Origin of the sequence: Chitinophaga sp. GbtcB8, from assembly GCF_019091455.1 — a bacterium.
Classification (GTDB): Bacteria; Bacteroidota; Bacteroidia; order Chitinophagales; family Chitinophagaceae; genus Chitinophaga.
Genome location: NZ_JAGXJN010000010.1, coordinates 99,664 through 117,691, shown reverse-complemented (window position 1 = coordinate 117,691; position 18,028 = coordinate 99,664). Strand labels below are relative to the sequence as shown.

Sequence of the window (18,028 nt, the reverse complement as noted above, 5' to 3'; positions counted from 1 at the left end):
TTGAAAGTAATACACCTTTTGATATATTTGTATTGTATTACCTCACTTATAACTCAACTATGCAATCAGTACTTGAGCTGGAACCTTCCGTATTGCAAGAACAAGGAGCTTTCCACACTGCCCGGGAAATTGTACAACAGCCTTATATATGGGAAAAGATCATGAACAGCCTGACGGCTGACACCACTGCGTTACTGGCATTCCTGCAGGAAGCTTACCAGGCGGCGGACAACATTATTCTTACCGGTGCAGGTACCAGCGCCTTTATTGGCCTTTCGCTTACAGGCAGCTTTTTCCGGCACACGGGCCTTATTACCCGGACCATCCCCACAACGGACCTTGTAGCGCACCCGCACGACTATTTCCATGCCGATAAGATACCGCTGATCATTTCTTTTGCGCGCTCCGGCAACAGCCCTGAAAGCTGCGCTGCGCTGGAGCTGGCCGATAATATTTCCCGGCGCTGTTACCACCTGGTGATCACCTGTAACCAGAACGGGCAGCTGGCCGGCTGGCAAAGCAAACACGCGCAACACGTGATCCTGCTGCCACCGGAATGTAATGATAAAAGCCTGGCCATGACCAGCAGCTACTCCGGCATGCTGCTTACCGGCGCCCTTATTACCCGGCTGCACAACATCCCTGTTATGCAGCAACAGGTAAAAGCCCTGTGCAGCTATGGCGATCACCTGCTGGGGCGCTACACCGCTTTACTGCGCAGCATTGCCGGTAAAAAATTTACCCGGGCTGTATTCCTGGGCGATGGCCCATTCTACGGCACCGCTACGGAAGCGCACCTGAAACTACAGGAGCTCAGCGGCGGTAAGGTTATTTGCAAAAGCGACAGCTTCCTTGGCTTCCGGCATGGCCCTAAAGCTATCATTGACGAACACACGCTGGTGGTATATATATTTTCCAACACCGGTTATGTTTTGAATTATGAAAAGGACCTGGTTATGTCCATGAAACAGGGCAATAAGGCACTCATGGAAATTGGTATATTACCTGCCAACGGTGAAGTACCGGAGCTGGATGCCATCCTGCTTACGGGCGATCAGCAGCAGGTGCTGGAAGAAGACCTTTTATGTGTATGCAGCATACTGCCGCTGCAGCTGCTGGCCTTTTATACTTCTTTGTCGCTGGGCCTTCAACCGGACAATCCTTCTGTAAACGGCGCCATCACCCGCGTGGTGGAAGGCGTTGCCATTTACCCGCTCAATGCCTGATAAAAACAGCGTTATGAAAAACACCACATTTGATGTATTGGTGGTCGGAGAACTGAATGTAGACCTGATACTCAACAAACTTAACATGCTGCCTACCCTGGGCAGGGAAATACTGGCAAAAGACATGACCCTTACCCTGGGCAGCAGCGCCGCCATTTTTGCCTGTAACCTCAGCACCCTGGGCGCTGCCGTTACCTTTGCCGGTAAGATCGGTAACGATCTGTTTGGCCATAAAGTGCTTGCTGAACTTTCTTCCAAAGGGGTAAATACTTCCTGTATTTCCTACAGTCCTGCAAGCGGCACGGGCATCAGCATTGCTTTCAGCCACGAACAGGAAAGGGCCATGATCACCTATCCCGGCGCGATGGAAGAGCTGAGCATTGCAGACATTACAGATGCTGTACTCACCAGTGCCAGGCACCTGCACGTAAGCTCCATATTCCTGCAACCGGCCCTGAAACCAGGGCTAACACAACTTTTTGCCCGTGCAAAAAGGCTAGGGCTCACTACCTCACTGGACCCGCAATGGGACCCGGCAGAGCGATGGGATATTGACCTACAGGCACTGCTGCCGCATGTGGATATTTTCCTGCCCAACATTGCGGAGCTACGCGCATTCACAGGCCAGGCCACTCTTTCAGCCTGCCTGGAAACCATCTGCCCTTATGCCAATATTATAGCGGTGAAACACGGAGAAGCAGGCGCCTATATATGGGATGGCCAGGCACTGTTTCACCAGCCCTCCTTTAAACAAACAGATATTGCAGATTGCATTGGCGCAGGCGACAGCTTCAACGCCGGCTTTATAAGTCAGTATATCCGTAACCATTCCCTGCGCCAATGCGCGGAATATGCAGCGCTGGCAGGCGCGGTTAATACCACTGCCCCGGGCGGCACTACGGCCTTTCACAGCCTGGATACCTTTTACGCCATTGCCAGTCAAAAATTTAACTACCTACCCGCATGACCTTAAAGCAACAACTACAGCAATGCTCACAGGCAGGCACCGCCCTGCTGGCCGTGAACTTCTATAATTTTGAAACACTGAAAGGCCTGCTGATGGCGGCCAAAGCAGCTAACTGCAGCCTTATACTGCAATTATCAGAAGGCACCCTGCAATACCTGGGCATTAACACCGCGGTACACATGGCCAGGGTAGCGCTGCGCCAGTACGGTGTAACCGGATGGGTGCACCTGGACCATGGCAGCAACATACATACTATCCGCGAATGCCTGGATGCAGGTTTTGATTCCGTGATGATAGATGCCAGTGAAAAATCATTTGAAGAAAATGTTCGTACTACCGCTGCCGTTGTAAGGGTAGCTGCAGGGTATGATGTGAATGTAGAAGCAGAGCTGGGATATATTGCCAAACTGGGACAGGAACAAACCGCTGCCTTTACAAGCCCGGAACAGGCCCGGCACTTTGTAAATGAAACCGGTGTGAATGCCCTGGCCGTAGCTATTGGTACTGCGCATGGCTTTTATAAATCGCCCCCGCATTTGCAGATAGACCTGCTTAAAGAGATCCATACCGCTACACCTGCCGCACTGGTATTACACGGCTGCTCCGGCGTTCCGGACGATCAGCTAAAAGCCGCTGTTAAAAACGGTATCACCAAAGTAAATCTTGCTACCGAAACAAAGAATATATTCATGAAAACATTGCAGCAACAGCTGCTAAACAGCCAGGATATAGATCTGCGCAGGGTTTTCCCAAAGGCAATAGATGCGGTAACAGAGCTTATATCCCGGAAGCTGAGCGTGATATAGCTCCATTGACACCCGGAATACACCTAAACATAAACCTTCCCTATGGGAGGGTTTATCCGTTTTACAGCCGGTCTAAACGGGTAACTTTATTGTTACAATACATCCGCTACCTATAGCGCTATCAATATTAAGAGAGGCATTAATAAGCGCAGCTCTTTTCTGAAGATTGTGTAACCCAGCCCCTTCTGAGTTTTTAATTTTGTCTGCAACATCAAAACCTTTGCCATCATCGGATATTTCCAGGTTAACAGTTTTCTCATTACCAGAAAGCTTTACACGGATATTTCTTGCATCGCTATGCTTCACCGTATTATTCAGCACCTCTTGCACTATACGGTATAGGATAATGGCTTTCCCGTCCGGGATAACCAGCTTGTCCACGTCCTGTTCAAAGTGAGTTATAAATTGCTCCGTTTTGCCAATACGCTTCATTTCAATTTCCAACATTTTAGCCAGGCCAGTACGCGAGATGTGATCTGTACCAAGGCTGACGGATAGCGACTTTATGTCTGTAATGAGGTTCCTCGTAAGCTCCCGGGTATCTGCTAGTTTTTCAGCAGCTTTTTCCTTGTCATCCAGAGGTATAGTGTGCAAATTTATTTTGATCAGGCTTGCGATCTGCCCAAGATTATCATGCAATTCATTACTAATATGCTGAAGGGTTTGTTCCTGTATTTCCAGTTGCGATTGCAGCAAGGTTTGGTTAAATTTTGATCGCATCAACTCTTTTTCCCTTTCAAACGACAATACCTTTCGTTGGTACTTTAAGACAAATCCGAAGAGAAAGACAAGCAGTATGAAAACAAATACTGAAGACGCAGCGATTATAATTATTTCAGTACCCATTTCTTGGAATTGATAGCTTTTAAGAAAAGCAAGCATGCAAGGCAAAGAAAGATATTATGTAATTGCCAAAGTACGAAAACATTCTTTAATGAAATACTGGACAAGTAATTATAGCTGATAAAAATAAAAAAGGAGCTGCCGAAATAAGCAAGTATGCCTGTAATGATCCAGAAGTCTTTCAGGGAAAGTATCCTAATAGCTGGCAGCGTATCAATAATCTGGTTTAAAAAGAAAAAGGCATAGAGGATAGTAATGAAGCTGCTGATGGAGTACAGGTAGCTAGGGAAGCTGTTATAAGGCTGTATTTCCAGGGTGATCAGAAGTAACGAAACAAGGAACAGAAAGAAGCCCCAATAAACGATCTGCTTATTGGACAGCACCTTCAGAAAATAGTAACCGAATATACAGTGAGTACTGTAGCAGTTTAAATGGTAAACCCATAAATTGTTGATCAATCGATCCTGCAGTATTGCAGCTGTTCCATTAAGCAATAATTGGGTTACAAAAAATGTGAGTAATAAACGATCCCCCAATGATTGTAGTCTTCGTTGGATCATTATCAGTATCATGGATAATAAAAGCGATACTGCAGGAGCGATTAGATCAAGTTTGAATAACAGGTCTTTCAAAGGGCTTAATGTAAAGGTGTTGCATAACCAGGGGGATAAGGACACCCTTTGGCCCTGTCATTTTGAACGATCACATCTTTTTTCGCTTGCGGATCAAAAAAAACAGCATTCAAATAAAAAACGGGCTCTTTCGCTTCGTCTAATGAGGGGCATACAACGAATCCTTTGAAAACTAAATTAGGAAGATAACTGGGTGGTGTAAAGATCTTAGAAAAGTCAATGGGTTCTCCCTGGATATGCCCATCTACCAATTCCTCGGCAGGTATTATAAACATAGACTCCATCATAAATTTAAATTTTTTTGTGATTAATGTCTCAAATATTGTTTGAATTCCATTTGGATAAAACAGGAAAAAACCTGTTTTATCCAATATCCTCTTTGTCTAATTTGATGTCCCTCACTAAAAACTATTTTATGATAAAAAGAAAAGAAATAAGATCCCTCGAGCCGTCCGAACTAATGGACCTTCGTATGGCGATGATAGCTTTTCAAGACAGTGGCGGCTACTATGAACTTGCAGGATATCACGGGCTTCCCAAGCACTACTGCCCTCACCAAGATCCTGTACTATTTCTGGCATGGCACCGTTATTACATATACAAATTTGAGCAGGGGCTAAGGGAAATTAACTCAAATGTGTCGTTACCATATTGGGACTGGACCAACAAGGCTACATTTGCTAACAGTATCGCCCCGGCACATGCAGATCAAACTTTTATAGATCCTACCGGCACAAAAAGAGACAATCCTCTTTATTCATCAGATATTTACGATAAAACCCGCAAAACTAACCGGAAGCCGTTACAATTACGAGGCTCCCTTATATCGGCCAGATCACTTGTTGACTTTGCACTAGGTAATAAAACACCTACATTGCCTGCCATAGGCAGGAAATTGCTGCCGCCTCACGGTTCAGTACATACAGGTGTAGGAGGTGATTTTAGCAATTCCGATCTGGCGGCCTATGATCCTCTCTTCTGGTCTCATCACGCAAATGTTGACCGGCAATGGGCAATCTGGCAAAGTCACAATCCTGATCCGGCTGGTCAATTTTTAGAGGATGAGCTGCGTGGATTTAACGGGGTAAGGGTCCGTAATGTTGTACAATATCAAACCCTGCTTGGATATGAGTATGACAACCTTACTTATGTAATAGAGCCACCTCACCACCGTGTAATATTACAGATTAATGGTGCCAATATGCCCATGCAGTCCTTGATTGTAGAAGTTTTTTTACAGCAAATAGATAATAATAAAAAAGTAAGTGCAGGCATTTTTGGAATATTTGGTATGGGTGACATGACAGGCCATATGCACCATCAAATGTTGTTTGACCAGTATCATGATATCACTGAAGCTTTAAATAGACTGGATTTACATGCAAAAAATATAGACCCTCAGAAAGACGTAAGTTTTGAAATAAGGGACACTCATGGAAACCTTTTAACTAACGAAATTCTCAAATACAACAATCTCACTATAGAGGAAACGACCGTTGAGTTGCGATAAGATAGCATACCTGCCTCACACTTGTACAAATCCATTCTTAATTGCGTACACGGCTAATCCAACTCTCGATCTCACGTTTAATTTCTCAAACAGCGCATTCCTATATCCGTCAATGGTCTTAGGGCTTAAAAACATCTTTGAAGCAATTTCATTATAAGTAAGTTCCGTGCAGGCAAATTTCAGAAATTCTCTTTCCCGGTCGCTCATAGCGGGCGGCCGGGCATTTCTGCCATTCCCTTCATCCCCTCTTTGCAGTGAATGCACGAGCTTACCGGTTATAAAATCCGTATAGTAATATCCTTTGTTCACTACAGAATCAATGGCAGCGCCCAACTCCTGCGGTTCCACATCCTTCGACAAAAATCCCTTTACGCCCAGCTTTAACATCTTTACAATGGTTTCTTCCTTCTGCGCCATGCTAACTATCAAAACCTTCACCAGCGGAAAATGCTCTATTAACCACTCAACGGTCACAAAACCATCCATATCCGGCATGTGAATATCCATGAGGATAACATCCGGCTCGTTCTCGGCTGTTATTTTCTGTTGCAGTTCCCGTCCGCTTCCAGCTTCGAATAATACACAGTAATCGCTATTGGCAAGTTCGATGAGGTTGCGCAAACCCTTTCTGAATAGTTTGTGATCGTCAACCAGGGCTAGTTTAACGTGTGATTTGGGAGTCATATATATGTAATCAATGGTTATAGGTCGGACATTTGCAGTGCTCCATTATTTTCTATTGTCCCTAAATATTATATGCTAATGTAATCAATTTTTTGCCGATACGAAATTCAGCCCAGGAGATTTTTAGGGCCGGGTACAGGAAAAACCTGGTATAAATTCCCGTGAAAATCCCCTTAAGTATCCTGCAGGGAATGCGCAACTTCGCATTATCCACTTAAACACATTTAAAACAAAACAAAATGAGTGATCAACTAATGTCGATTGAGCAGATCGATAAACACATTGCAAGCCGGCCTAATGCAACTACTGCCGCCATTGACTTTTGCGCCATCTACAAAACAGTAAGGCCTATACTGCTTTTCGCAAAAGCACTTTTGTTTTTCAAACCCGAATGGCAAAAAGTGCTGGAAGCCTTTATTGAGTCCATGGATGGCAATTGCCAGGCTTAACTTATTTAACTACCGGTGCACTTTCACCGGTAGTTAAATAAAACAAATAAAAATAAGATTATCTGTCACTACACGGTTGTTGCTAACTGAATATACCAAAATAAAAGTGAATGTCATAAAATTGGAATATTGTTACTTTTGATGCTTGGATACACAATTTTTGTTACCTGCACAATTGGAGCACATACTACGCAGCACAGGCAGGCTGGCGCCGGATACCCGCATCCTGTCCGTAAGACCGGTAACCATGGCAGGCGGCGGCTTAGTAGGGAACGTGTTACGCCTGCATGTTACCTATGATCATACACCGGGGCCAGGTACATTCATCGTTAAGCTCCCCTCCTATCAGCTAACGGAAAGTGTTGCATTCAGTCAAACAGAGGCCTGTTTTTACCAGCAGGCCAGCTCCTGGTTTCCCGGTATTCCTGCTCCTATATGTTATGCAGGCGATGAAAATTACCTGTTGCTGGAAGAACTGCACAATGGCTGTTTTGTAAAACAGCTGGCAGGTTGTAATGCGGCACAGGCGCAGCTGGCCATCCGGCAAATAGCGCAGCTGCATGCACAATGGTGGGATCGTGACCTGCCTGCTGACCTGCATTGGATACAAGCGCTTAACACTTCGCCTGCCGGTAACTTTTGCACGCAACGCCTGCTGGCATACGGCGGTGAATGGCCGGCATTGCTGCAGCCTTATCTACCCAATGTCACTACCCAGCTTAGCAAGCTGCAATCCCTGTTAATGGCAGCGCCACGCACCATAGTACATGGCGATTACCATAGCCAGAATATTTTTTTCAGGGAAGATAATGTTACGCTGATAGACTTCCAGTTTATGCAGCAGGCCTGCGGCATGCTGGATGTGGCGCGGTTTATAGCTACCAGCATTACTACGGAGCTGCGCCGCAGCATAGAACATACTTTACTGGAAAGCTACCGGGCATGCTTACACGCATATGGCATTCTTTACCCGGCACAGCAATGCCTGTTGGATTATAAAGCCGCCTTATTATGGAACCTGCTGCCACCGGTGGCGCTGCACCTGGTGAATGTTATGAAGGCGGGAAAACCATGGCCTGCGCAGTTCCCCATCCTACAAAAATGCATTGCGGTTATTGAAGATCATGAGGCTATGCAGGTACTTTAAAATGCTTCGCCCAGGTTAATATAAAACACATTGCCGTAGCGGCTAAAGCCATAATCCAGCGCTATATTGGTATTAGAGCGTTTGTTGAACTTAATGCGCAAGCCTGCGCCGGCTGCGGGGTGAAAGCCGGTAAAGCGGTACTTATCCCGCTCCGTTACTGTATTCATATTTGCAAACAGGGTAAAACCCAGGAAGCCGCTGGGTAAAATATCGCGCCGGTACTCTGCTTCGAGGTCTATGAGGCCCTTGCCCCGAAAGCGGTTCTGGTCTATGCCCCGGCCACTGCGGTTAGTAGGGTCCCAGCCTATGCTGGGCAGATCCAGGTAAGGTGTTTTACGACTGAGCGTGGTCCAGTAATAACCCCATAGGGCCAGCACATTCTGCATTCTTTCCGGACCAAAATGGAAATAACGCCGGTAATCTACATATAAAGATTTCCAGTTATCATTACTCCCCAGGAAAGTAGGGTTAATGCGGAAAATAGCATTTACATAATACCCGGATTGCGGGTTGATGGGGTTCTCCCGCGTATCATTCTGCACGTTCAGCGAAATACCCGAAGAAACTGATTGTTTACCCGGTGCTGTACCATAATCATACTTTACATAATCCGGCAGGTACAAAGAATCATTACTTCTTACCTTAATGGCCGAATGCCAGTCCAGGTGATAACCTACACCCGCCAGCAACCCGGGTCTTATACGCTGATAAAAAGTTTCGTAAAAGCGGAAATAGTTATTGCCCAACAGCTCGCGGTCATCGCCGGCGCCGCCTTTACCCAGGCCCCAGGTGTATTGCGGGTTCACAATAAAGCGTACATCGCCCACAATATTGCGGTCGTTACCCTGAAACCATAAGTTGGGACGCACGGAGAACGAGAACCGGCCTGAAAAAGAAAAGGACGGCGAGAACGTTACGTTGGATATACGCGTGGTGCGCCGGGGTCCCATGTAAAACGCCGCCTGGGTAGAGGTTACCAGCGCACTACCACCACCCGGTATATTCGTGGGAATGGGTATTAATGAATAATATACCTTCCCGTTTCTTTTGGGGACATTATGGGACTTTATGTGGAATAAATCGTTAAACAGGTCTATCACATCCAATCGTGGCACGGTATCCTCGTCAGGGTCGTAGTTCCTTTTTTGCAATGAATCCAGCCCCTTGTTCTGTGCCAGAACACAGCAGGGCGAAAGTAAGAGTATGATCAGCCACCATTTTTTCATCCGGGTAATCTGCCTTTTACGGGCCTATGCAGGCCCTTAGTTACACAATAGATCTGCTTATATAAACAAAATATTGTGCCAGTACCCGGCTGATGCTTAGTAGGCGCCCACAGTAAAAGGCGCTTCTTCAAAAATACCCTGCAGGCGGGTGGTCCAAACCGCCAGCTCATTAGCCCGTTCCTCATCCGATAACCTTGCCGGACCATACACCACCTGCGGCGCCAATACGGTAAAACCCGTGAACTCCAGGATACCGCGGTGAATGGGCCGTAATATGCCGGACAGATCTCCATTAAAACCACCTTTCACATAATTGCTTTCCGGGCCGCCGGTGGTAAGGGATAACAATGCTTTTTTGCCCCGGAACACACCTGTTTCATAAATATGCCCGTGCCGGTAAGTCCGGCCCATAGCAAACACACGATCTACCCAGCCTTTCAGGATACCCGGCAGGCTAAACCACCACAGGGGGAATTGCCAGATCATCAGATCACACCACTCCACTTTTTCCTGTTCTGTATCTATATGCGGTGCAAAACCATTTACTGCAGTGGCATGCGTTTCTTCCAGCTGTTGTTTAAAAAAGGCTGCATTATGTACACTGGTAAAGTTATAGCGGTCAGATACCGGGTTGAACTGCATACCATACAGGTTGGATGTTTTAACCTGGTGGCCGGCGGCTGTTAATGCCTGGATAGCTGTCTGAAAAAGCGCAGCGTTCATACTCTTCGGCTCAGGGTGCGCGTACACGATCAATACGTTCATAAAAAGATTTATTTAAATTATGCTGGCAAAATTATTCCCTGCGGTTTACATTTGTAACCTGTGTAGCCGGTTGTTTGATACACACAAAAATGTTAGTTATGGCTAAGCGTAAACCTACCTCCACCAATACCCAGAACCGGGAAAAGCTGAATAATATCTGTGGTGTTACCTATGCTATTAATATCCTGGGCGGACGCTGGAAGCTGCTGATCCTGTATAAGCTGGATAACAAAACCCTGCGTTTTGCGGAGATCAAGAAAAAGATCCCCGACATTTCTGACCGTATGCTAACCCTGCACCTGAAGGAGCTGGAAAGGGATGGCCTCATTAGCCGCGAAGTGTATGCTGAAGTACCGCCCCGGGTAGAGTATAAGCTTACAGAGAGCTCACAGGCGCTGATGCCTATCTGGAAACAGCTGGAATATTGGGGCCTGGCCCATCGCGATATACAGGAGCAGGTAACGGCCCTATGATTTTAACTTAAATTGAGTATATTCAGGTTACCTTACACACACGTTATTTCACGTTCATAAACAAACACTACTATGCACATTTCAAGAAGGAATTTTCTGCGTACCGGCGCTTTAGCCGTTGCAGGTACCACGTTATTAAGGAACGAATTATTTGCGGCCGCACGCGCCAAAGAAATACTGGGCATACAGCTATACTCTATCCGGGATGATATGAAAAAAGATCCTTCCGGTACCTTGAAACAGCTGGCCAGCATGGGGTACAAATACGTGGAGCATGCCAACTACATAGACCGTAAATTTTATGGCTATTCCGCCGCAGAGTTTAAAAAGCTGCTGGACGGCCTGGGCCTTTTAATGCCCAGCGGCCATACTGTAATGGGCAAACAGCACTGGGATGCTGCCAAGAAAGATTTTACCGACGCATGGAAATATACGGTGGAAGATGCCGCTACCGTAGGTCAGCGCTATGTAATAAGCCCCTGGCTGGATGAGGGCCTGCGCAAAACCTACGACGACTTTAAAGCCTATATGGATGTGTTTAACAAAAGCGGGGAGCTGTGTAAAAAGTCGGGCATGAAGTTCGGCTACCACAACCACGATTTTGAGTTCAGCACCAAGCTGAATGGCCAGAAACTGTTTGACCTGATATTGCAGAACACAGACCCGTCGCTGGTAGCCCAGCAGCTGGACATTGGCAATATGTACCATGCAGGCGGTATAGCGCTGGACATTGTAAAACAATACCCGGGCCGTTTTGAGCTGATGCACGTGAAAGATGAAATAAAATCTGCCAAGGGCGGTGAAATGGGCGGCGCTTATGAAAGCACGGTGCTGGGGAAGGGCATTATACCGGTAAAACAGGTTATAGACCTGGGCAAACAATCCGGCGGTACCAAGTACTTTATTATTGAACAGGAATCTTACCAGGATAAAACTCCGCTGGAAAGTGCGAAGCTGGACCTGGTGCAGATGAAGAAATGGGGGTACTAATGACAACAGCAATGGTAGCCGGCAGGCTGATTGAGCTCTGCAAAGAAGGGCAGTTTATTCAGGCGCAGCATGAATTGTATGATACAGATATTATAAGCATTGATCCTGATGGAAGCAGAACTGAAGGAGCTTCTAATATGCATGCGAAGGAGGAGCGATTCCTGAGTAATCTTGAAAAGATCATCAGCGTTAGCTTTTCTGAACCTTTGATAGCTGGTAATTATTTTTCTGTGATCCTTAGAATGGAAATAGAAATAAAAAATACCGGGTACAGGGATTTTGAAGAGATCTGTGTGTACCAGGTTGCGAATGGAAAAATTGTTTTTGAACAGTTTTTCCGGGATGTTAAAAAAGTTGTTTAAATAAGTACCGCTCTTAGCTTCTACAGACAGCTAAGAGCGGTACCTTCATAATTAAATCTCCACCACTACTTTCCCCACTGTTCTGCCGCTTTCCACCTGCAAATGCGCTTTATCCATATCTGCAAAAGCAAATGTTTGTGATACATGGGATCTGAGCTGCCCTTGGGCCAGTAAGTCAGCGAGTGCTTTCATATCCTCTCCGCTGGATTGTACTAATATAAATGCACCCCGGATGCCTTTTGACTTTGCCTTTTCTGTTACCTGCTCACTAAGGCCGGAGGGAATGCTTACCAGTGTGCCGCCGGGTTTAATTACTTCCAGGGAACGGTCAATATGATCACCGCCAATAGCATCCAGCACAAAATCAATATTGCTCACTACCTGCTCAAATTGCTGAGACCTGTAATCGATATGTTCATCAGCCCCCAGGCTTAATACAAAATCCCTGTTGACAGCAGAAGAGGTGCCTATTACGTAAGCGCCCAGGTGTTTGGCTATTTGTACGGCGTAGTGCCCTACCCCACCGGCAGCTGCGTGTATGAGTACCCGTTGGCCTGCTTTTACCTGGCCAAATTGCACCAGGGTTTGCCAAACGGTTAAAGGCGCCAGTGTAGCAGCAGCAGCTTCCGCATGGGAAATGCTGGCCGGTTTTAATGCCAGGTGCGCGGCAGGCGCTGCTACGTATTCCGCATAGGCCTTACCGTGGCCGGGAAAGTTGACCATCCCAAATACTTCATCACCTGCTTTGAACTGCGGAGAGCTGGAAGCAGTAACCACACCGGATATATCCCAACCTAAGATCAGAGGGGAAAACGCTTTCAGCCGTCCGTACATACCTTTGCCCTGGCGGCTCTTCACATCTACCGGGTTAATGCTGATGGCTTTTACCTGTACCAGTACTTCGTTATCACCAATAACAGGTGTATCTGTTTGTGTGTGGATAAGGTTTTCTACCCCTCCAGGCTGCGCTACGATAATTGCTTTCATGTGGCTCATTGATTTAATAACACAAAATTATACAGGCAAAACGGCTATTTACTGGTATAACTTTTCGCTTTTTCTGTACATTTGCCGCATGATAAAGGAAAACCTGTACGAGCCGTTTGAAATTGTGTTCAAAGAGCTGGATGAGCTGCCGGAGTACGAGCATAAACATTCTTTCTTTGAGCTGGTGTACATTGTATCCGGTACCGGTACGCAGTGTATCAATAAACATTCGTTCAACTATCATCCCGGGCATATGTTCCTTATTACCCCGGACGACTGCCATTCCTTTGATATAAAAAGTACTACACAGTTCTTCTTTATCCGCTTTAATGATATTTATATCCGCAACAGCAGCATACCTGCCGTCAACCGGGAAAAGCTGGAATTTATTTTACAGAATGCCAACCACCAGCCGGGCTGCATTCTCAGGAACCAAACCGATAAAAGCCTGGTGAAGCCCATTGTGGAAGCCATTATACGGGAGTATGTGAACCGGGACGTTTTTAATAAAGAGCTGATCCAACAGCTGGTGAACACCCTCATTATAGTAGTGGCACGCAACATTGCCAAGTACCTGCCGCAGGAAGTAAATGAAGCTACGGATGAAAAAGCGCTGGATATACTGCAATACATTCAGCAGCATATCTATGCACCGGAGAAGCTGCGTACGGAAGCCATCAGCAAGGAGTTTGGCGTATCGGCCTCTTACCTGGGCCGCTATTTTAAAAAACATGCCAATGAAACCATGCAGCAGTACATTAACAACTATAAGCTAAAGCTGATAGAAAGCCGCCTGCTGCGCAGTGACCTGCGTATTAATGAAATAGTGGCGGAGCTGGGCTTTACGGACGAAAGCCATTTGAATAAATTCTTCCGCAAGCTGAAAGGCATCAGCCCTTCGCAATTCAGGAATAAGAAACACCAGGCTGCGTGAAAGCAAAGGCAGCTATACACCATCCGCTAATGCTGCATCTTTATTTACCTTTATTCGCACGATAACTATACACCGTTAATACCCCTCCTAACAATACGATCAACGCACCCAGCCAGGGCGTAGCCGGCAGGCCCAGGGCTGCGCTGCCCACTGCTTTACCACCTGCATAGGAACCGATAGCTACCCCCAGGTTAAAGGCAGAAATGTTCAGTGAAGAGGCAATATCCGGTGAAAAGCAGGACAGCAAACCCTTTGAGCAGCTGGTTAAAAAAAAGAAATATGCAGATGCTGCCGCTGGCTGAAACAACAGGTATGGTACAGCACAGCTACGGATATGGAGAACCTGCGCAAATTCTGGCAAACAAATTTCAACAACCACCCGGATTTCCGGCCTAATTATATTGTGCCCAATAAATGCTCCATTGTAAGATGTTTAAGTAACCGTACGGGCTTTGCCGTGATACCTGATTTTTTATGCCGTAACGAGCTGCAAACCGGGAAACTAAATCTGGTATGGGAAGGGAACGCTGTGCTGGAGAATACCTTGTACTTTGGCAAAAGAAAGCGTACCATGTTTGCAAAGGAGATCAGCCTGATAGAAGGATTTTTTAAGGAACAGGAGTATAAATGATGAACGGTTTGTTTGGCTTTTTTTATGTTTATATTATTGCGCCATGCTTAAAAGATCATTGCACCTTACTTTACTGATAACCACCCTGCTGCTGACCCACCTTTGCTCCCATGCTCAAAAGCCTGCAGCCACCTACACTCCGCCGGAAACCTGGTCGCAGGATTATGCGCCCTTCAGGATTGCCGGCAACCTGTATTATGTAGGCTCCTATGAGCTGGCCTGTTATCTGATTACCACGCCCAAAGGCCATATACTTATCAACACCGGTATGCCGGGATCTGCTCCTATGATCCGGAAGCATGTGGAAGCATTGGGATTCAAATTTTCCGACATCAAAATATTACTGACTAATCAAGCGCATGCTGATCATGTAGGCGCAATGGCGGCCATAAAGAAAATAACGGGTGCAAAAATGATGATCAATGAAAAAGATGCACCTGTACTGGCAGACGGGGGAAGATCTGATTATGCGCTGGGCGGCAACCCTGCATTTGAATATACACCTGTTAAGGCAAACCGGCTGCTGCATGATAAGGATACAGTAACGCTTGGCGGCATGCAGGTGATAGTACTACACCATCCGGGGCATACAAAAGGCTCCAGCAGCTTTTTAGTTACCGTTAATGATACACTGCATACCTACAAGGTATTGATCGCCAATATGCCTTCTGTGCTGGAAGAGACGAACCTTGCAGGCATGCCTGCCTACCCGGATGTTGCTAAAGACTACGCCTATACGTTTGATGCAATGAAAAAGCTGGAATTTGATCTCTGGTTCGCTGCCCATGCCGGCCAGTTTGACCTGCACAAAAAACGTAAACCGGGCGATGCCTATAATCCTGCCGCATTTATTGACCGGCCGGGTTATGATTCCATCTTAAGTGATCTGCAGAAAGCTTATCTTAAAAAGCTGGGCAGCGCCGGGCATTAACTCTTAGGGGCCATTACCATCCTGAACTTGATACCGGCATCATCCCGCTGTTTCTGATCAAAGATGTGTAACAGGTAATACTTGCCCTGCACCCAGTCATTCACCGCATTATCATAATAAGGGCTGCCCGGGTTACCGCTTTGCCCACCGGGATAAATACCATACGCTTCCGTAGTAGCTCCCAATTGCACTACCATACGCCAGGAAGGGCCATGGTTAGCCTTGGTAGCATTTACCACATGCGTACCGCCGCCGGTGTAGAGATGCATACGGCTAAAGGCGGGCAGGCTGCGTGTAAGGTGGCGGATATCCGTACCACGGAAACGCCCCCACTCCAGCTCCTGCCGCTGATCCAGCTTTTGTGCGGAATCTGTTACCTGCGCAAAAGTTTGCAGCACCAGGTCTGTTAATGTTTCTTTTTGCGGAGTATGCACATCATCTACAAAACGCATGGAGGAATCGCGGATCAGCCATAACAGGGAGGCATTATCCTGCGGATAATCCAGCTCCGCGCTGTCAGTACGGTTCATCAGCTCATCGTCCCAGATGCGGTGTTTAAGCCCTTCCCACAACATATAAAAAATGGTAGCGCCTTTACTGGCAGGGCTGTTCTGCTGGTCCCATACTTTCAGCAGCTGGTAATAGGGCTGTTGTGCAGGCTTAAGATCAGCCTCCGGCAAATGCCTGGTGAGCAATGGTATGGCAGCGCGTGCAAACAGGTTGGCATTATCGTTCTGCAGCTGCATCATATCCTGTGTGGTGATCTGGCTCATGGCGCTCAAACGCTCATTGATCCGTTTACCACGGTACAGGTCATAATAACCAAAGTAATAATAAGGGTAGGTGCTGTCTGTTGGCTGCTGGTTGGCAGAGCTTACAAAACCGCGTGCGGGGTTTTTAATATGCGGCACTTCGCCATGCGGAATATATCCCTGCCAGGCAAAGCTGCTGTCGCTGCCGGGCATGATCCATTTGCCCTGGTCTTTCCAGCGCAGCGGGAACTCCCCGTTATGCCATAAAGCAATATCGCCGGCTTTGGAAGCAAATACAAAGTTCTGCGCAGGGCAGGTATAATGTTCCAATGCAGCCACGTAATCGTCGTAATTACGGGCATGGTTCAGCTTATTGAAGGTAAGCAGCTCATTGGAAGGGTCATGCGCTTTCCAGCGCAGGGCCAGGAAAGGCTGCCCGGGAATATCATCGTGAAAAGTATTATCAAACATTACCGGCCCCCATACGGTGTAGGCAACGGTGTCATAATAAGACCGCTGGCCGCGGATCTTGATTTCTTCCACGCGGGGCACAGCATCGCGGTACTGCCCGTTGAACAAATATTGCTGACGCCCGTTGCGGAACTGCACGGCGTAATAGTCCATCACATCTTCAGAACCATTGGTTACGCCCCAGGCTATGTTATCATTAAAGCCTATGATAACGCCGGGTGCGCCGGGCAGGCTGGCGCCATATACATTCATAGTGGGCGTGTTGATCTGTACCTCGTACCATAAAGAAGGCAGGCTTAAGCCCAGGTGCGGATCATTACACAGGATGGGTGCGCCGCTGCGGGTTCTGCTGCCGCTTACGGCCCAGTTATTACTCCCGTTATCCGGGTCAGGTTTGTCCTGCTTAAAATGCAGCATGGCAGCTACCTCCTGCAAGGCACTGTCTGCGGGCATAACGGCATTCTTCACCGGTTTATCAAAGGCGGTGCCTTTAGGTATTACCGGGTCTATGCTATCGTTACGGTCGGGGTACATGTTATTAAAGTCCGACTGGCTGAACAGGCGTCGGGCATTCGTATATTCCAGATCGTTCACTCCGCCGGCCAGATCATACGACATATACTTCAGCAATGCAGCGCATTTCAAAGCGCTCCAGGGTTCCGGACGGTAGTCCAGCAGCTTGTATTCCACGGCCAGGTCGCTGTAAGAGAGGCTGCTGATATAGGCATTGATACCGGCGGAATAGGCTTCCACCACCATTTTGGTAGTGCTGTCCTTTAACATCGCTGCTGCGGATAATTCTGCTGCATATCCCATGCCCAGGCGGCGCTGGCGGCGGTCGTACTGCAGCAGCTTAGGCCCCAGTATCTCACTTAAACGCCCTTGTGCGGCCATTGTCTGCAATTCCATTTGCCAAAGGCGGTCGCGGGCATGCAGGTAACCTTCTGCATAATAGGCATCGGCTTCCTGCTCTGCAAAAATATGCGGCACCATACGGTCATCCAGCCATACTTCTACTTTGCCTTTGAGGCCGGGCAGGGCCAGCTCCTCATTATAGTCTTTACTGATAGCTTCTGCATTTTGCCAGAACCCTTCCTGCGGGCTTAAGAACTTACCTAAGGGCGGGATGGATCCCCATTTGCGGTTCAGGGCTCCAATTAAAGCAAGGGTAATAACGGCGGCTATAAGAAAGGGTATGAATCTCATAATAATGTGCAAATATGCAGATGTGCAAATATGCAG

The 18,028-nt window shown here is 47.1% G+C and carries 20 protein-coding genes; 12 read left to right on the top strand and 8 right to left on the bottom strand.

The genetic code is table 11. The features are described 5' to 3' along the window. Positions 1-59 precede the first annotated feature (59 nt). From KVT36_RS11855 to KVT36_RS11845, 3 genes are read left to right on the top strand one after another with little or no spacing between them, the layout of a single operon-like run. The gene (locus KVT36_RS11855; protein ID WP_217603707.1) at positions 60-1,226 is read left to right on the top strand and encodes an SIS domain-containing protein; all 1,167 of its coding nucleotides are present in this window, start codon (positions 60-62) and stop codon (positions 1,224-1,226) included. 13 nt (positions 1,227-1,239) lie between these two features. Continuing rightward, positions 1,240-2,193, top strand: a complete 954-nt coding sequence (locus tag KVT36_RS11850) for a carbohydrate kinase family protein (protein WP_217603706.1) — start codon at positions 1,240-1,242, stop codon at positions 2,191-2,193. After that, a complete protein-coding gene (locus tag KVT36_RS11845; protein ID WP_217603705.1) occupies positions 2,190-2,999 on the top strand; it encodes a class II fructose-bisphosphate aldolase in 810 nt (269 codons plus the stop codon). Before KVT36_RS11850 ends, KVT36_RS11845 begins: the two co-directional genes overlap by 4 nt. Positions 3,000-3,071: 72 nt before the next feature. Here the strand turns inward: KVT36_RS11845 and KVT36_RS11840 are convergent, their stop codons facing one another. Both KVT36_RS11840 and KVT36_RS11835 read right to left on the bottom strand, forming a co-directional pair. Further along, entirely contained in the window at positions 3,072-3,881 is an 810-nt protein-coding gene (locus KVT36_RS11840; RefSeq protein WP_217603704.1) for a sensor histidine kinase, read from the bottom strand. 598 nt (positions 3,882-4,479) lie between these two features. Then, positions 4,480-4,761: a hypothetical protein gene (locus KVT36_RS11835; RefSeq protein ID WP_217603703.1), complete on the bottom strand. Its 282-nt coding sequence runs from the start codon at positions 4,759-4,761 to the stop codon at positions 4,480-4,482. A 23-nt stretch (positions 4,762-4,784) separates the two neighbouring features. Between KVT36_RS11835 and KVT36_RS11830 the strand changes: the two genes are divergently transcribed. Further along, a complete protein-coding gene (locus KVT36_RS11830; RefSeq protein WP_217603702.1) occupies positions 4,785-5,984 on the top strand; it encodes a tyrosinase family protein in 1,200 nt (399 codons plus the stop codon). A 15-nt stretch (positions 5,985-5,999) separates the two neighbouring features. Here KVT36_RS11830 and KVT36_RS11825 read toward each other — a convergent pair whose 3' ends face one another. Beyond that, positions 6,000-6,668 carry a response regulator transcription factor gene (locus KVT36_RS11825; protein ID WP_217603701.1) on the bottom strand — a complete coding sequence of 223 codons (669 nt, stop codon included), beginning with the start codon at positions 6,666-6,668 and terminating at the stop codon, positions 6,000-6,002. A 239-nt stretch (positions 6,669-6,907) separates the two neighbouring features. Between KVT36_RS11825 and KVT36_RS11820 the strand changes: the two genes are divergently transcribed. Next, a complete protein-coding gene (locus KVT36_RS11820; protein ID WP_217603700.1) occupies positions 6,908-7,117 on the top strand; it encodes a hypothetical protein in 210 nt (69 codons plus the stop codon). A 145-nt stretch (positions 7,118-7,262) separates the two neighbouring features. Then, positions 7,263-8,264 (top strand): phosphotransferase, encoded by a 1,002-nt coding sequence (locus KVT36_RS11815; RefSeq protein WP_217603699.1) that lies wholly within the window; start codon positions 7,263-7,265, stop codon positions 8,262-8,264. Here KVT36_RS11815 and KVT36_RS11810 read toward each other — a convergent pair. Together KVT36_RS11810 and KVT36_RS11805 are read right to left on the bottom strand one after the other, a co-directional pair. Next, positions 8,261-9,490, bottom strand: a complete 1,230-nt coding sequence (locus KVT36_RS11810; RefSeq protein WP_217603698.1) for a BamA/TamA family outer membrane protein — start codon at positions 9,488-9,490, stop codon at positions 8,261-8,263. The two genes, KVT36_RS11815 and KVT36_RS11810, sit on opposite strands and share 4 nt — an antisense overlap. 96 nt (positions 9,491-9,586) lie before the next feature. Beyond that, on the bottom strand, positions 9,587-10,255 hold the full coding sequence (locus KVT36_RS11805) for an NAD(P)H-dependent oxidoreductase (RefSeq protein WP_217603697.1): 669 nt from the start codon (positions 10,253-10,255) through the stop codon (positions 9,587-9,589). Between the two features lie 98 nt (positions 10,256-10,353). Between KVT36_RS11805 and KVT36_RS11800 the strand changes: the two genes are divergently transcribed. The 3 genes from KVT36_RS11800 (at position 10,354) to KVT36_RS11790 (ending at position 12,080) form a co-directional block, all read left to right on the top strand. Beyond that, positions 10,354-10,728: a helix-turn-helix domain-containing protein gene (locus KVT36_RS11800; protein WP_217603696.1), complete on the top strand. Its 375-nt coding sequence runs from the start codon at positions 10,354-10,356 to the stop codon at positions 10,726-10,728. A 72-nt stretch (positions 10,729-10,800) separates the two neighbouring features. Then, positions 10,801-11,718 (top strand): TIM barrel protein, encoded by a 918-nt coding sequence (locus KVT36_RS11795; protein ID WP_217603695.1) that lies wholly within the window; start codon positions 10,801-10,803, stop codon positions 11,716-11,718. Beyond that, positions 11,718-12,080, top strand: a complete 363-nt coding sequence (locus tag KVT36_RS11790) for a nuclear transport factor 2 family protein (RefSeq protein WP_217603694.1) — start codon at positions 11,718-11,720, stop codon at positions 12,078-12,080. The genes KVT36_RS11795 and KVT36_RS11790 overlap by 1 nt, the downstream gene beginning before the upstream one ends. A 51-nt stretch (positions 12,081-12,131) precedes the next feature. Here KVT36_RS11790 and KVT36_RS11785 read toward each other — a convergent pair whose 3' ends face one another. Beyond that, on the bottom strand, positions 12,132-13,067 hold the full coding sequence (locus tag KVT36_RS11785) for an NADP-dependent oxidoreductase (RefSeq protein WP_217603693.1): 936 nt from the start codon (positions 13,065-13,067) through the stop codon (positions 12,132-12,134). 88 nt (positions 13,068-13,155) lie between these two features. On the opposite strand from KVT36_RS11785, the gene KVT36_RS11780 reads away from it, so the two are divergent. Continuing rightward, on the top strand, positions 13,156-14,001 hold the full coding sequence (locus KVT36_RS11780) for an AraC family transcriptional regulator (protein ID WP_217603692.1): 846 nt from the start codon (positions 13,156-13,158) through the stop codon (positions 13,999-14,001). 40 nt (positions 14,002-14,041) lie between these two features. Here KVT36_RS11780 and KVT36_RS11775 read toward each other — a convergent pair whose 3' ends face one another. Further along, positions 14,042-14,248, bottom strand: a complete 207-nt coding sequence (locus tag KVT36_RS11775; RefSeq protein WP_217603691.1) for a hypothetical protein — start codon at positions 14,246-14,248, stop codon at positions 14,042-14,044. 87 nt (positions 14,249-14,335) lie between these two features. Between KVT36_RS11775 and KVT36_RS11770 the strand changes: the two genes are divergently transcribed. After that, complete coding sequence (locus KVT36_RS11770) at positions 14,336-14,632, top strand: hypothetical protein (RefSeq protein ID WP_217603690.1); 297 nt, start codon at positions 14,336-14,338, stop codon at positions 14,630-14,632. Between the two features lie 43 nt (positions 14,633-14,675). Further along, entirely contained in the window at positions 14,676-15,563 is an 888-nt protein-coding gene (gene bla / locus KVT36_RS11765) for a subclass B3 metallo-beta-lactamase (RefSeq protein ID WP_217603689.1), read from the top strand. Here bla and KVT36_RS11760 read toward each other — a convergent pair. Next, positions 15,560-17,992 carry a penicillin acylase family protein gene (locus KVT36_RS11760; protein WP_217603688.1) on the bottom strand — a complete coding sequence of 811 codons (2,433 nt, stop codon included), beginning with the start codon at positions 17,990-17,992 and terminating at the stop codon, positions 15,560-15,562. The two genes, bla and KVT36_RS11760, sit on opposite strands and share 4 nt — an antisense overlap. Between the last annotated feature and the right edge of the window lie 36 nt (positions 17,993-18,028).

Bases quoted from the DNA above. Each gene is read 5' to 3' on its own strand.
- KVT36_RS11855 (WP_217603707.1), top strand. From the start codon at position 60: ATGCAATCAGTACTTGAGCTGGAACCTTCCGTATTGCAAGAACAAGGA.
- KVT36_RS11850 (WP_217603706.1), top strand. From the start codon at position 1,240: ATGAAAAACACCACATTTGATGTATTGGTGGTCGGAGAACTGAATGTA.
- KVT36_RS11845 (WP_217603705.1), top strand. From the start codon at position 2,190: ATGACCTTAAAGCAACAACTACAGCAATGCTCACAGGCAGGCACCGCC.
- KVT36_RS11840 (WP_217603704.1), bottom strand. From the start codon at position 3,881: ATGCTTGCTTTTCTTAAAAGCTATCAATTCCAAGAAATGGGTACTGAA.
- KVT36_RS11835 (WP_217603703.1), bottom strand. From the start codon at position 4,761: ATGATGGAGTCTATGTTTATAATACCTGCCGAGGAATTGGTAGATGGG.
- KVT36_RS11830 (WP_217603702.1), top strand. From the start codon at position 4,785: ATGTCTCAAATATTGTTTGAATTCCATTTGGATAAAACAGGAAAAAAC.
- KVT36_RS11825 (WP_217603701.1), bottom strand. From the start codon at position 6,668: ATGACTCCCAAATCACACGTTAAACTAGCCCTGGTTGACGATCACAAA.
- KVT36_RS11820 (WP_217603700.1), top strand. From the start codon at position 6,908: ATGAGTGATCAACTAATGTCGATTGAGCAGATCGATAAACACATTGCA.
- KVT36_RS11810 (WP_217603698.1), bottom strand. From the start codon at position 9,490: ATGAAAAAATGGTGGCTGATCATACTCTTACTTTCGCCCTGCTGTGTT.
- KVT36_RS11805 (WP_217603697.1), bottom strand. From the start codon at position 10,255: ATGAACGTATTGATCGTGTACGCGCACCCTGAGCCGAAGAGTATGAAC.
- KVT36_RS11800 (WP_217603696.1), top strand. From the start codon at position 10,354: ATGGCTAAGCGTAAACCTACCTCCACCAATACCCAGAACCGGGAAAAG.
- KVT36_RS11795 (WP_217603695.1), top strand. From the start codon at position 10,801: ATGCACATTTCAAGAAGGAATTTTCTGCGTACCGGCGCTTTAGCCGTT.
- KVT36_RS11790 (WP_217603694.1), top strand. From the start codon at position 11,718: ATGACAACAGCAATGGTAGCCGGCAGGCTGATTGAGCTCTGCAAAGAA.
- KVT36_RS11785 (WP_217603693.1), bottom strand. From the start codon at position 13,067: ATGAAAGCAATTATCGTAGCGCAGCCTGGAGGGGTAGAAAACCTTATC.
- KVT36_RS11780 (WP_217603692.1), top strand. From the start codon at position 13,156: ATGATAAAGGAAAACCTGTACGAGCCGTTTGAAATTGTGTTCAAAGAG.
- KVT36_RS11770 (WP_217603690.1), top strand. From the start codon at position 14,336: ATGGAGAACCTGCGCAAATTCTGGCAAACAAATTTCAACAACCACCCG.
- bla (WP_217603689.1), top strand. From the start codon at position 14,676: ATGCTTAAAAGATCATTGCACCTTACTTTACTGATAACCACCCTGCTG.
- KVT36_RS11760 (WP_217603688.1), bottom strand. From the start codon at position 17,992: ATGAGATTCATACCCTTTCTTATAGCCGCCGTTATTACCCTTGCTTTA.